Raw genomic sequence first — 13,484 nt, forward strand, 5'->3', positions numbered from 1 at the left:
GGCGCGGCGCGTTCGCGCGGCTCGACCCCCCCCGGGGCGTACGGGCGGTGCGCGCGGCGCGCGGCGCGCTGCCCCCGGGCGGCCCGCCCAGCGGCGATACTCGACGCCGGCGGTGGCCCGGGTCCGGGCGCCGCCCCCGTGGAACGGAGAGGCACGCCCGTATGGAGACCACGAGCCGCGGCACGGCGGACGGCGACCGCGGCACCGGTCCCGGCCCCGCAGGGCTGCCCCCGCGGGCCCTGGCCTGGCTGCGCAAGCGAGACCCGGGCCTGGCCGCCACCCGCCGGGCGGGACGCGGCGCCATTGTCATGCCGGGGCTCTTCGCGCTGTGCAGCCAGGTGATCGGCTCGCGCGAGATGGCCAGCTTCGCCGCCTTCGGGGCCTTCGCGATGCTGCTGCTCGTCGACTTCGACGGCCCCGTGCCGCGCCGGCTGCGGGCCATGGCCGCGCTCGCCGTGACCTGGGCGGTGCTGATCTGCTGGGGCACGGCGGTCTCCCGGGTCACCTGGCTCGGGGTCGCGTCCATGGCGGTGGTCGGCTTCGCGGCGCTCTTCTGCGGCATCGTCAGCTCCACGCTGGCCGGTGCCACGACCGCGCTGCTGCTCGGCTTCATCCTGCCGGTGTCGCTGCGCGCCCCGCTCTCCGCGCTGCCCGACCGGCTGTCCGGGGCGGGGCTCGCCGCGGGCGCGTCGATGCTCGCAGCCGCGCTGCTGTGGCCGCGCCCGGCGACCGACCCGCTGACCGGGCCCGCCGTCGCCGTGTGCCGGGCCGTGGCCGCCCGGCTGCGGGTCGACGCGGCGCTGGTGCTCGGCCCGGAACCGCCCGACGACGCCCGCTGCGCGCAGGCCACCACCGACGTCACCGAGGCCGAGAACCGGCTGCGCCGCGCCTTCGACAGCACGCCTTACCGGCCGACCGGCCTGTCCACGGGGGGCCGCGCGCTGGTGCGGCTGGTCGACGAGCTGACCTGGCTCACCGCGATCGTCGCCCACGGCGGCACTCCCCAGGACGCCACCCGCGGCCGCGCCGCGGCCCCCTGCCGGGTCCGGCTCGCCGCCGCCGACACCCTGGAGCGCGCCGTCGACCTCCTCACCTCCCGTACCGCCGACCCGACGCCCCTGCGCACCGCCGCCGACCGGCTGCGTGCGGCGCTGGAGACGCTGGAACGGGACGCGACGAGCCGCTTGCCGGGCCGGCAGCGGGACGGCGACCCCGGGCGGCCGGGCGGCTCGGCGGGTGGCGACGGCCGGGAGCGGGCAGCGGCGGACGGTGAGCAGCAGGCCGCGGAGCCGGACGCCGCCGGGGGAGCCGGACGGGAGGGGGCCGCACCCGGCGCCCGGGGCAGGCACGCGTTCGGCCCGGACGCCACCGCGGACGGGCCCGCCACGCGCGGGCCCGGGGAGCGCCCGGCTGCCGGGGAGCCGGGGGCCGGGTCCTGCGGCGGGCGGGCGGGGTTCGGTTCCGGCGGTGCGGAGGGAGGGCCGACGGGGGCCGGGTCCGGTGCGGGCGGTGCTGACGTCGCCGCCTTCCTCGGGGCCCTCGACGCGTCCTTCCGGGCGCAGGAGCTGAGCTTCGCGGTGCTGCAGATCGCCGCCAACGTCGAGCTGGCCGCGGCCGCGGAGCGGCGCGGCTGGGCCGACCGGCTGCTGGGGCGGGCGCCCCGCGGGCTGCCGTCCGCGCCGGAGGCCGCCCGGGAGCGGGCCGCGGCGCACTTCTCCGCGCACTCGGTGTGGCTGCACAACAGCGTGCGCGGCGCCGCCGGGCTGGCCCTCGCCGTCGCGATCACCGACGTGGCGAGCGTCCAGCACGCCTTCTGGGTCGTGCTCGGCGCGCTCTCCGTACTGCGCTCCAACGCCCTGAACACCGGGCAGAACGCGGTGCGCGGCCTCGCCGGGACCGTCGCCGGCTCGGTGATCGGCGCCGGGCTGCTGCAGCTCATCGGGCACGACGGGGTCCGGCTCTGGTACCTGCTGCCGGTCGCCGTGCTGCTGGCCGGCGTCGCGCCCGCCGTGATCTCCTTCGCCGCGGGCCAGGCGGCCTTCACCGTCACGCTGGTGATCCTCTTCAACATCGGGCAGGTCCCCAGCTGGCGCGTCGGCCTCTTCCGCGTCGAGGACATCGCCATCGGCTGTGCGGTGAGCCTCGTCGTCGGGGTGCTCTTCTGGCCGCGGGGCGCGGCGGCGGAGGTCGACAAGACCATGGCGACGGCCTACCGGGACAGCGCCGACTACCTGGCGGACGCGGTCGACTACGCGGTCGGCTGCTGCTCCGCCGGTCCCGAACCCGCCGCCGCGCCGCTCGCCGCCGGGCGGCAGGCCGCCGCCGCGGCCCGGCGGCTGGACGACGCCTTCCGCGGCTACCTGGCCGAACGCGGGCCCAAGCCCCTACCGCTCGCCGAGATGACCGCGCTGGTCACGGGCGTGGTCGGGCTGCGGCTCGCCGCGGACGCGGTGCTCGGGCTCTGGCAGCGGGCCGGCGACCCGCACACCGAGGCGGAGCGGGCCGCGGCCCGTGCCGAGCTGCTGTCCGCCGCGGACGGGGTCTCCGCGTGGTACCACGGCCTGGCCGCCGGCATCCGGGGCGGCGAGCCCGTCCCCGAGCCGCAGCCCGACGACCCCGCCGCCGACGCCCGGCTCGCCGCCGCCGTACGCCGTGACCTGCGCGACGACCAGGGCCGGGCCACCGCCACGGCGGTCCGCATCGTCTGGACCGGCGACCACCTCGCCGCCGCGCGCCGCCTGCAGTCCTCCCTCGCCGTGGCCGCCACCCGCACCCGGTCCCGGCCGCGCACCCTCGCCTGACGTGCGCCGGAAGGGGGACCTGGGTGGCCGCGCGGCGCGGAGCCTGGTTCGCTGGAAGGCGAGGACACCCCACCGGAGCGAGGTCCCGCCATGACGGAGCAGGGTACGACGCAGCAGGCCATGACCGGGCAGGAAGCCTCCCACCGCCACGTCGAGCAGCTGCGGGAGCAGGCCCACCGGCTGGAGGACGACGCGGCGCACGCGGCGGACGCCGCCGAGCGCGGCCGGCTGGAGGAGCAGGCCAGGCAGTTGGAATCGGACAGCGATCAGGAGAGCATGATGGCCGCCGGGGACATCTACCCCGCGCAGTAGCCGGCCCGCACTGCCGCCCGACCGCGAGGACAACACCATATGAGCGCCCAGCCGCCGCCCCCGCAGCCCGCGTTCGGGAACTACCAGAACGACATCTACCTGCGCGCCCTCGGCGGTGTGCTGCCGGAACTGCCGATGGCGTACGCGGAGCTGGAGCGGCGCGCGGCCGCCGCGCTGCCGCCGTCGGTGTGGTCGTACGTCGCCGGGGGCGCGGGCGACGAGGCGACGCAGCGCGCGAACACCGAGGCCTTCGCGCGCTGGGGCCTCTACCCGCGGATGCTCGTCGGCGCGAGCAGCCGGGACCTGTCCGTGGAGCTGTTCGGCAGGACGTGGCCCGCGCCGCTGTTCATGGCGCCGATCGGGGTGCTCGGGCTGTGCGCGCAGGACGGCCGCGGCGACCTCGCCGCCGCGCGCGCCGCGGCCCGCACCGGCGTGCCGATGATGGCCTCGACGCTGTCGGTGGACCCGCTGGAGGACGTCGCCGCGGAGCTGGGCGGGACGCCGGGCATCTTCCAGCTCTACACGCCCACCGACCGCGACCTCGCCGAGAGCCTCGTCCGCCGGGCCGAGCAGGCCGGTTACGCGGCGATCGCCGTCACCCTCGACACCTGGGTCACCGGCTGGCGCCCGCGCGACCTCGCCACCGGCAATTTCCCGCAGCTGCGCGGCCACTGCCTCGCCAACTACCTCACCGACCCGGTCTTCCGGCGGCTGCTCGGCAAGGACCCGCGCGACGACCCGCAGGGCGCCGTCCTGCTCTGGACACAGCTCTTCGGCAACCCGCTGACCTGGGACGACCTGGGCTGGCTGCGCTCGATCACCTCGCTGCCACTGGTCGTCAAGGGCATCTGCCACCCCGACGACGCCCGCCGAGCCCGGGACGGCGGCGTGGACGGCGTCCACGTCTCCAACCACGGCGGCCGCCAGGCCAACGGCGGCCTGCCCGCGCTGACGGTGCTGCCCGACGTGGTCGCGGCGGTGGACGGCCTGCCCGTGCTCTTCGACTCCGGGGTGCGCTCCGGCGCCGACGTGGTCAAGGCGCTCGCGCTCGGGGCCGCCGCGGTGGGCCTCGGCCGCCCGTACGCGTACGGCTGCGCGCTCGGCGGTACGGACGGCATCGTGCACGTCCTGAGGACGGTGCTGGCCGAGGCCGACCTGATCATGGCCGTGGACGGCTACCCGACCCTCGCCGACCTCACGCCCGCCGCCCTGCGCGCCCTGCCCTGACCTTGTGACCTGCGCGGACGGTGCGTCGGCGGGCATTGTCAGTGGTGCGTGGGACGCTGCCCGCATGACCGTACTGAGCCTGCTGGACCTCGACCGGGCGCTGCGCGCGTCCTGGGCCGCCGACACCTGCTCGCCCGACGACGTCGCACGGGAGGCGTGGTCGCCCGGCAACCCGGCGTGGGGGCACTGCGACATCAGCGCGCTGCTCGTCCACGACCTCCTCGGCGGTGACCTGGTGGTCGGCGAGGTCGACCTCGCGGGTGACCGGCAGGGCTACCACTGGTGGAACGCCCTGCCCAGCGGCCTGCAGATCGACGTCACCAAGGAGCAGTTCCGCCGCGGGCAGCGCGTCACGGGCGCCCGCCGGGTCGTCCGGCCGCCCGGGCCGCTGCCGCGCCGCTGGGAGGAGTACATACGGCTGCGCGAGCGTGTCGCCGGCCACCTGGGCGGCCCGCTGCCCGCGCCCGGCGGCGGATCCGCCGCCGCGGGTGTCGATTCCGGGGCGTCCCCGTTCGTCGAAGGGACGGAAAGCCACCAGAGGTGACCGGGCCGCGCGGTGCGGCCCGGGAGCCGGGACAGGAAGGACGGGAGCCATGGCGCGCTACCTGCTGCTCATCCACGACAACGAGGAATACGCCGAGACGGCGGGCGAGGCCGCGCTGCGGGCGCTCGACGAAGGGCACCGGGCCTTCAACGAGGAGCACAAGGACGTGGTCGTCTCCGGCGAGCACCTCAAGCCGACGTCGACGGCGACGGTGGTGCGCGAGGACGGCGCGGGCGGCCACCTGGTGACCGACGGCCCCTACGCCGAGACCAAGGAGGCCCTGGGCGGCTACTACATCGTCGACGTCCCCGACCTGGACGCGGCGCTCGCCGTCGCCAAGCGGCTGCCCTACTTCGGGCGGCCCGGCGAGGCGGCCGTCGAGGTCCGCCCGCTGTACTGACCGGTGAGCAGGCAGGGGACGACCATGGCGGCCGGGCAGCCGGAGGCGGAACGGACGGCGCAGGGCGCGGCGGGGTGCTCGGGGGAGTCCGCCGCGGCCCGCGCCGTCGCCGCGGCGCACCGCGCGCAGTGGGCCTTCGTGCTCGCCGCGACGGTCCGCGTCACCCGCGACCTGGACCTGGCCGAGGAGTGCGTGCAGGACGCGTACGCCAGGGCGCTGGTCGCCTGGGAGTCCTCCGGGGTGCCGGACCGCCCCGCCGCGTGGCTGACGACCGCGGCCCGCAACCGGGCCGTGGACGTCGTCCGCCGCGCCGCGTTCCTGCGCACCGCGCTGCCGCTGCTGGCCGACGACGAGGCGGTGGGCGGGCCCGCGGACGGCGCCGACATCCCCGACGAGCGGCTGCGGCTGGTCTTCACCTGCTGCCACCCCGCCCTGGCACTCCAGGCCCAGGTCGCGCTGACGCTGCGGCTGGTGTGCGGCCTGACCACCGCCGAGATCGCCCGCGCGTTCCTGGTCACCGAGACGACCATGGCCGCGCGCATCACCCGGGCGAAGAAGAAGATCGCCGCCGCCGGGATCCCGTACCGGATACCCGACTCCGAGGAGCTGCCCGAGCGGATCGACGCGGTGCTCACGGTGGTGGACCTGGTCTTCACCACCGGCCACGTCGCCCCCGGCGGGCCCGAGCTGCTGCGTACCGACCTGCTCGCGCGGGCCGCCGAGCTGGCCGCCATGCTCGGCGGGCTGCTGCCGGGGGACGCCGAGGTCGCGGGCCTGCGGGCGCTCATCCTGCTGACCGACGCCCGCCGGGAGACCCGCGTCGACACCGCGGGCCGCCCGGTGCTGCTCGCCGAGCAGGACCGCACCCGGTGGGACCGTGCGGCCATCGCCGAGGGCCAGGCCCTGCTGCGCCGCGCCCTGCGCCGCCGCCCGCCCGGGCCCTTCGCGCTGCGGGCGGCGATCGCGGCCGTGCACGCCGAGGCACCGACGTGGGAGGACACCGACTGGCCGGAGATCGTCGGCCTGTACGACCTGCTGCTGCGCCGCCGCCCCACGCCGGTGGCGGCCCTCAACCGCGCTGTCGCCCTCGGCTTCGCCCGGGGCCCGGCCGCGGGCCTGGCCGCCCTCGACGCCCTCGCGGCCGAACCGCAGCTGGCCGACTACCCCTACGCGGCCGTCGCCCGCGGCGAGTTCCTGCACCGCTTGGGCCGCACCGCGCAGGCCGCGTCCGCGTACGAGGCGGCCCTGCGCACCACCGCCAACGCGGCCGAGCGCGACTTCCTCCGTACCCGCATCGCCGCCCTGGCGAGCGGCACCGGGACGTGAAGGCCGCGCGCGCCCGGCGGTCAGTCCAGCGAGTCCGACGAGCCCGGGATCGAGGTGAAGCGGACGCGGGCCGTGTCGCCGCTCAGGCCGAACGGGGCGCCGATCGCCTCCCAGGTCACCAGCCCGCGGTGGGCCGCCTGGGCCGCCGCGGCGCTCCACATCGGGGCCAGGCCCTCCACCCGGGCCGCCACCCGCAGCGCGGTGAGCTGCTGCCGCTCGGACAGCTCGTCGATGCGCCGCTGGAGCGTGCCGAGCAGCTGCTCGACGTCCCGCGGGATCAGGCCCTCGGCCGCCGCGGTGTGCCGCTCCCAGTCCGCGTAGGGTCCGGTGTCGCCCTCGTAGGCCTCGGTCGCCTCGTCGTCGCCGAAGTCCACCGGGTGCGCGGCGCTGCCCCGCCAGCCGCAGGCGCACGCGCCCTTGACGGCCACAGCCCGCGGCCCGTCGGCGCCGTTGTACGACCACCACGGCATGAGGGTGCCGTCCGGCTGCGGGCCCGGCTCGCCGCCGTCCGCCAGCACCGCGGCCACGAAGCCCTCGTGGCGCCCGCTCTCGTCGATCCAGCCCATGCCGTACAGCCTCTCGTCCGCCGGAACGTACCCCAAGGCTCGCGGGCCCACTGACGCTGCGTCAAGGCACCCCCGGCGCCCGGCCCGAACGCGCTGGCGCCGCTCCGCGCACGTCTTCGATTCCCCCCGCCGACTACGTCCGCCGGCGCGCGTACTGCGCCCCGGGGCGTCCGCCGGCGCGCGAAAACCGCCGACCGCGCCCGCCGCCCCCACGGCGGCGGGCGCGGTCAGCCCTGCCGCGGCACGGGCGGCAGGCTCCGCGCCCGCAGGGCCTTCCACCGGTCCAGCACGTCGGCCATCTCCTGCTGGGCGAAGCCGAAGAAGTCCCGCATCTCCGCGATCCGCGCCCCCGCTCTCGTGCCCGGGCCGCCCAGCGCCCACGTACCGCGCTCGGTCGCGGCGATGATGCGGGTGAACATGCCCTGCTTGGTGACCGCGGCGGCGTACCAGGTGTCGTCGGGCAGCACGTACAGGTCGCTGCGCGAACCGGGCACCGACTCCCGCCCGACGAGGCCGACCTGGGCCAGGTAGCGGACCGCTCCGGAGATGGCCGCCGGGCTCACCGCCAGCAGCTCCGCGAGCCGGCCCGCCGTCAGGCCGCGCTCCTCCGAGGCCATGAGCGTCATCAGCACCCGTGCGCTCATCCTGGGGACGCCCAGGTCGGCGAACAGCACGGCCGTCTGCTCGACGAAACGGCGCGTGTCCTCCTCGTCCCGTCCGACGGACACGACCCACCATCCCCTCCCGGACCCGTGCGCCGGAACCGCGCACCCGCGTATGCATTGTGTCATGAAACTTCACAACTCTGTGAAGATGCCGATACTGTTGTTTCGTGAACGGAAACAACGACGTGATCAACGCATCAGGATTACGCAAGCAGTTCAGGCAGGCCGTCGCCCTCGACGGACTCGACCTGACGGTGGCCCAGGGCGAGGTCCACGGACTGCTCGGGCCCAACGGGGCGGGGAAGTCGACCACCATCCGCATCCTGCTCGGACTGCTGCGCGCCGACGGCGGCACCGCCACCCTCTTCGGCGGCGACCCCTGGCGCGACGCGACGGAGCTGCACCGCCGGCTCGCCTACGTCCCCGGCGACGTCAGCCTGTGGCCCGGCCTGACGGGCGGCGAGACCATCGACCTGCTCGGCTCGATGTACGGCGGCCTGGACACCGCCCGGCGCGACGCCCTGGTGGAGCGGTTCGAGCTGGACCCGAAGAAGAAGGGCCGCGCCTACTCCAAGGGCAACCGGCAGAAGGTCGCCCTGATAGCCGCCCTGGCCTGCAACGCCGACCTGCTCATCCTGGACGAGCCGACCTCCGGCCTCGACCCGCTCATGGAGGCGGTGTTCGGCGACTGCGTCGCCGAGTTCACCGCGCAGGGCGGCACCGTCCTGCTCTCCAGCCACATCCTGGCCGAGGTCGAGCGGCTGTGCGACCGGGTCTCCATCGTCCGGCAGGGCCGCCGCGTCGACACCGGCACGCTCGACGAGCTGCGCCACCTGTCGCGCACCACCATCATCGCGACCGTCAGCCGCCCGGTCGCCGGGCTCGACGCCGTCACCGGGGTGCACGAACTGGAGGCGGACGGACTGCAGTTGCGCTGCCAGGTCGACGCGGACGTGTTGGAGAAGGTGCTGCGGCTGGTCACCGACGCCGGGGTGCGCTCGCTCGTCAGCCGGCCGCCGACGCTCGACGAGCTGTTCCTGCGCTACTACTCGGGCACGGAGGGCAAGCGATGAGCCGCGGCGCCCCCGCAGGCACGGCCGAGCTGGTCAAGCTCGCCTCCCGGCGCGACCGCCTGCTGCTCGCGGTCTGGGCCGACGCGCTGATCGGCAGCTCCTTCTCCACCGCGTACAGCCTCAGGGACCTCTTCCCCGACGCGGAGTCCCGGCGCACCTTCGTCGACGGCATCCGGGGCGCCTCCGGGGCGGCCCCGCTGTACGGCGCGGTCAACGGCACCTCGCTCGGCGCCCTCACCGCGTGGCGTCTGGGCGTCGTGGCCGCCGTCGCCGCCGCCGTGATGTCGGTCGTGCTCGTCGTCCGGCACACCCGCGCCGACGAGCAGACCGGCCGCCAGGAGCTGGTCGCCGCCGGGGTCGTGGACCGTACGGCGCCGCTCACCGCGGCGCTCCAGCTCGCCGTCTCGATGGACCTCACCGTGGGGGTGTGCATCGGCGCGGTGCTGCCCATCCTCGGGCTGCCGGTGGCCGGCGCCTTCGCGCTGGGCCTGGCCGTCGCCGGAGCGGGCATCGTCTTCGCCGGGGTCGCCGCCGTCACCGCGCAGGTCTTCGAGTCCGCACGCACCGCGACCGGCTCCGCGCTCGCGCTGCTGGCCTTCTTCTTCCTGCTGCGCGCGGTCGGCGACACCGACGACTCGGTGACATGGGTGCGCTGGCTGTCGCCGATCGGCTGGGCGCAGCAGGTGCGCCCCTACGCCGGGGACCGCTGGTGGGTGCTCGCGCTGCCCGCCGTGGCCGCCACCGCGCTGGTGGTGGTGGCGCTGCGGCTGCTGGAGCGGCGCGACTACGGCGCGGGCCTGGTCGCCGCCCGGCCCGGTCCGGCCCGCGCGGGCGCCGCCACCCGCGGCGCCTTCGGCCTGGCCTGGCGGCTGCACCGCGGCACGGTCCTGGGCTGGACCGGCGGCGTGCTGGCGGGCGCGCTCGTGACCGGCTCCTTCGTCAAGAACGTCGACGTCCTCGCAGGCGGCGCGAGCGTGCGCAAGCTCATGACGGAACTCGGCGGCACGCAGGATCTCCAGGACGCGTATCTCGCCGCGCTCATGGGTACGTTCGGGATCATGGCGGCAGCCCTCGCGCTCAGCGTGCTCACCCGGGCCCGGGCCGAGGAGGCCGACGGCCGGATCGAGCTGGTCTTCTCCGGCACGGTCGGCCGCGCCCGCTGGGTGATCAGCCACGTGGTGATCGCGGCCGGCGGTGCCACCGCCGTCCTCGCCGCCGCGGGGCTGGGCACCGGTCTGTCCTACGGGCTGAGCGCGCACCGCCTCGGGCACGGCCTGGGCAGCATGCTCGGCGCCGCCTTCGCCCAGCTCCCGGCCGTGCTCGCGGTCGGCGCCGTCGCCGTCCTGCTGCTGGCCGCCTACCCCCGCCTCACCGCGGTGAGCTGGGGCCTGTACGGCATCTTCGCCTTCGTCACCCTGGTCGGGCCGTCCCTGAAGGCCGGTCACTACCTCATGGACGTCTCGCCCTTCAGCCAGGTGCCCAAGCTGCCCGGATCGCCGTTCGAGGCCACGCCGCTGGTCGTCATGGGGGCACTTGCCCTCGCCGGCCTCGGCGTCTCGCTCGCCGCCTTCCGCCGCCGCGACCTGCTCGCCTGACCGCGCAGCCGGCCGCCCGCCTCCAGGAGTCGAACCCGATGAGCACCTCTGCCGCCGACGTGCTGGACCACGACCCGTGGGTCCGCCGCTACCACCCGTCCGACCGGGGCGGCCCCCGGCTGGTCTGCTTCCCGCACGCCGGCGGGTCCGCCACCGCCTTCCACAAGCTCTCCGCGCTGCTCGCCCCCGGCGTCGAGGTGCTGGCCGTGCAGTACCCCGGGCGCCAGGACCGGCGAAGCGAACCGGGCGCCGAGTCGATCGACGAGCTGGCGGCCGCCTTCACCGCGGCCTCGACGGGGTGGCGCGACCGCCCCTACGCCTTCTTCGGACACAGCATGGGCGCGATCGTGGCGTACGAGGTGGCGCGCCGGCTGAGCAAGGACGGCGGGCCGCAGCCGGTGCGGCTCTTCGCGTCCGGGCGGCGCGCCCCCTCGCGGCTGCGTCCCGGCACGGTCCATCTGCGGGACGACGCGGGCGTGCTGGACGAGCTGCGGATGCTGGGCGGCACCGACGAGCGGATGCTCGCCGACCCGGAGATCGTCCAGATGGCGCTGGGCCCGACCCGCAGCGACTACAAGGCCATCGAGACCTACCGCGAGGAGCCGGGCTTCGCGCTGTCCTGCCCGGTGACGGTGCTCACCGGCACCGACGACCCGCACACCACGCTGGACGAGGCCGCCGCCTGGGCGGACCACACCGAGGCCGGGTGCGACCTGCTGACCTTCCGCGGCGGCCACTTCTTCGTCGACGAGCGGCGCGCGGAGGTGGCCGAGGCGATCCGCACCGCGCTGCGGGAGACGGCAGCCGGCTGACACCGGGGACGGATCCGCCGCCGCACGGCCGCACCGTACGCACGACGACGCCCGGCAGGGGAGCACCCCTGCCGGGCGTCCGCGTACCTGCGCAAAGGCCGGGCGGGCGCCGGAAAGCACTGCTTAAGGGGCCGTTGTGAGACTGGCGCGGACCGGTGTTCGCAGCCGTCCCACACGTGAATCGAGGCACTGTGTCCCCGACGGAAGCCAGGTTCCCCTCCTCCGGCGCGTCCGGCACCGCCCCCGCGCCCGACTTCCTCGATCCGTCGTTCTGGCTGCGGCCGCACGAGGAGCGCGCGGAGGTCTTCGAGCGGCTGCGCGCGCAGCCAGGCCCGGAGTTCGTGCCGCCGCGCCTGCCGTGGGGGCCCATGGGACGCGGCTACTACGCGCTCGCGAAGCACGCCGACGTCCTCGAGGTCAGCCGCCGCCCGCAGGACTTCTCCTCGGAGGGCGCCACCGGCATGGTCGGCCCGGAGCTGGGCGAGTTCTACGGCTCCATGATCACCATGGACAACCCGGAGCACGCACGGTTGCGGCGCATCGTGTCCCGGTCGTTCGGCCGCAACATGGCCCCCGCCTTCGAGGCCATGTCCCACGAGGTGGCCCGCCGGCTCGTCGCCGAACTCGTCGAGCGCGGACCCGGCGACTTCGTCCGCCCCGTCGCCGCCGACATGCCGATCGCCGTGCTCAGCACCATGATGGGCATCCCGCCGGACGACTACGAATTCCTCTTCGAGCGCACCAGCACCATCATGGGCGCCCTCGACCCGGAGTTCGTCGCCAGCCCCGAGGAGGCCGCCGCCGCCGTGCTCGGCGCCTCCCGGGACCTCGGCGACTACATCGCCGGGCTCCGCGAGGACCGCCTCGCCCACCCGCGCGCCGACGTCATCACCCGGCTCGTCCAAGTGCAGGAGGACGGCGAGCAGCTGACCGGCCAGGAGCTGGTCTCCTTCTTCATCCTGCTGGTCAACGCCGGTATGGAGACGACCCGCAACGCCATCTCCCGGGCCCTGGTGCTGCTGACCGAGCACCCCGGGCAGCGGGCCCTGCTGGTGTCGGACTTCGAGGCGCACGCGAAGAACGCCGTCGAGGAGATCCTCCGGGTGGCCACCCCCATCAACTGGATGCGCAGGACCGCCACCCGCGACTGCGACATGAACGGCCACCGCTTCCGCGAGGGCGACCAGATCTTCCTGCTCTACTGGTCCGCCAACCACGACGAGAAGGTCTTCGCCGACCCCTACCGCTTCGACATCACCCGGGACCCCAACCCGCAGCTCTCCTTCGGCGCGCCGGGCCCGCACTTCTGCCTCGGCGCCCACCTCGCCCGTATCGAGATCGCAGCCCTCTACCGCGAACTGCTCACCGCGCTCCCGGAGATCCGCGCCACGGGGGAGCCCAGCCGGCTCGCGTCGAGCTTCATCGAGGGCTACAAGCGGCTCGACTGCACGTTCTGACCCCTTCGCGGCTCCGCGAGGACCCGAGACGAGCCGAGACACGCCGAGTTCCGCAGCGAGAGGAGAGCCCAGGGATGGCGAAGGACGAGGAGCGGCTGCTCGACCACCTGAAGTGGGTGACGGCCGAACTGCGCGACACCCGCAGGCGGTTGAGCGAGGCCGAGTCCGCCCTGCCCGAGCCGGTCGCGATCGTCGGCATGGCCTGCCGCTTCCCCGGCGGGGTGAGCGGTCCGGACGACCTGTGGAATCTGGTGGCCTCCGGTTCCGAGGGCCTGACCGCCTTCCCGACCGACCGCGGCTGGGACCTGGACTCCCTCTTCGACGCCGACCCGGACCGCCCCGGCACCAGCTACACCCGGCAGGGCGGCTTCCTGCACGGCGCGGCCGGCTTCGACGCCGGCTTCTTCGGCATCTCGCCGCGCGAGGCGCTCGCGATGGACCCGCAGCAGCGTCAGCTGCTCGAGGTCGCCTGGGAGACCTTCGAGCACGCCGGGATCGACCCGCGCGGCCTCGTCGGCAGTGACACGGGCGTCTGGGCCGGGGTGACGTCGCAGGAGTACGTCGTGCTCACCGCCATGGCCCAGAACGAGGTCGAAGGCTATGCCGCCACCGGGAATTTGGGGTGTGTGGTGTCGGGGCGGGTGTCGTATGTGCTGGGTCTTGAGGGTCCTGCGGTGACGGTGGATACGGGGTGTTCTTCGTCGTT

At 75.5% G+C, this 13,484-nt stretch carries 13 protein-coding genes; 11 read left to right on the plus strand and 2 right to left on the minus strand.

Features of this window, described 5'->3' with window-relative positions; genetic code table 11:
- The first annotated feature begins 161 nt into the window (after window positions 1–161).
- The 6 genes from IH54_RS47755 (at window position 162) to IH54_RS0122570 (ending at window position 6,610) form a co-directional block, all read left to right on the plus strand.
- Complete coding sequence (locus IH54_RS47755) at window positions 162–2,801, plus strand: FUSC family protein (RefSeq protein WP_063762349.1); 2,640 nt, start codon at window positions 162–164, stop codon at window positions 2,799–2,801.
- A gap of 90 nt (window positions 2,802–2,891) precedes the next feature.
- On the plus strand, window positions 2,892–3,113 hold the full coding sequence (locus IH54_RS0122550; RefSeq protein ID WP_234343705.1) for a DUF6381 family protein: 222 nt from the start codon (window positions 2,892–2,894) through the stop codon (window positions 3,111–3,113).
- Between the two features lie 39 nt (window positions 3,114–3,152).
- On the plus strand, window positions 3,153–4,340 hold the full coding sequence (locus tag IH54_RS0122555; protein ID WP_031519678.1) for an alpha-hydroxy-acid oxidizing protein: 1,188 nt from the start codon (window positions 3,153–3,155) through the stop codon (window positions 4,338–4,340).
- A gap of 64 nt (window positions 4,341–4,404) precedes the next feature.
- Complete coding sequence (locus IH54_RS0122560) at window positions 4,405–4,884, plus strand: YunG family protein (protein ID WP_234343706.1); 480 nt, start codon at window positions 4,405–4,407, stop codon at window positions 4,882–4,884.
- Between the two features lie 49 nt (window positions 4,885–4,933).
- Entirely contained in the window at window positions 4,934–5,284 is a 351-nt protein-coding gene (locus tag IH54_RS0122565) for a YciI family protein (RefSeq protein WP_031519681.1), read from the plus strand.
- A gap of 3 nt (window positions 5,285–5,287) precedes the next feature.
- A complete protein-coding gene (locus IH54_RS0122570) occupies window positions 5,288–6,610 on the plus strand; it encodes an RNA polymerase sigma factor (protein ID WP_234343708.1) in 1,323 nt (440 codons plus the stop codon).
- Between the two features lie 20 nt (window positions 6,611–6,630).
- Here IH54_RS0122570 and IH54_RS41865 read toward each other — a convergent pair whose 3' ends face one another.
- Window positions 6,631–7,176 carry a hypothetical protein gene (locus IH54_RS41865; protein WP_031519686.1) on the minus strand — a complete coding sequence of 182 codons (546 nt, stop codon included), beginning with the start codon at window positions 7,174–7,176 and terminating at the stop codon, window positions 6,631–6,633.
- A 227-nt stretch (window positions 7,177–7,403) separates the two neighbouring features.
- A complete protein-coding gene (locus IH54_RS0122580; RefSeq protein WP_031519688.1) occupies window positions 7,404–7,904 on the minus strand; it encodes a GbsR/MarR family transcriptional regulator in 501 nt (166 codons plus the stop codon).
- 104 nt (window positions 7,905–8,008) lie between these two features.
- Between IH54_RS0122580 and IH54_RS0122585 the strand changes: the two genes are divergently transcribed.
- From IH54_RS0122585 to IH54_RS0122605, 5 genes are all read left to right on the plus strand, one after another.
- Window positions 8,009–8,914: an ATP-binding cassette domain-containing protein gene (locus IH54_RS0122585; RefSeq protein ID WP_031519690.1), complete on the plus strand. Its 906-nt coding sequence runs from the start codon at window positions 8,009–8,011 to the stop codon at window positions 8,912–8,914.
- Window positions 8,911–10,509: an ABC transporter permease gene (locus IH54_RS0122590; protein WP_031519692.1), complete on the plus strand. Its 1,599-nt coding sequence runs from the start codon at window positions 8,911–8,913 to the stop codon at window positions 10,507–10,509. Before IH54_RS0122585 ends, IH54_RS0122590 begins: the two co-directional genes overlap by 4 nt.
- 38 nt (window positions 10,510–10,547) lie before the next feature.
- Window positions 10,548–11,321, plus strand: a complete 774-nt coding sequence (locus IH54_RS0122595) for a thioesterase II family protein (protein ID WP_031519694.1) — start codon at window positions 10,548–10,550, stop codon at window positions 11,319–11,321.
- A gap of 191 nt (window positions 11,322–11,512) precedes the next feature.
- The gene (locus tag IH54_RS0122600; RefSeq protein WP_031519696.1) at window positions 11,513–12,778 is read left to right on the plus strand and encodes a cytochrome P450; all 1,266 of its coding nucleotides are present in this window, start codon (window positions 11,513–11,515) and stop codon (window positions 12,776–12,778) included.
- Between the two features lie 74 nt (window positions 12,779–12,852).
- On the plus strand, window positions 12,853–13,484 hold a 632-nt coding region (locus tag IH54_RS0122605), incomplete at its 3' end, for a beta-ketoacyl synthase N-terminal-like domain-containing protein (RefSeq protein WP_031519698.1).

This window comes from Streptomyces sp. NRRL F-5123, from assembly GCF_000721495.1.
Taxonomy (GTDB): Bacteria; Actinomycetota; Actinomycetes; order Streptomycetales; family Streptomycetaceae; genus Actinacidiphila.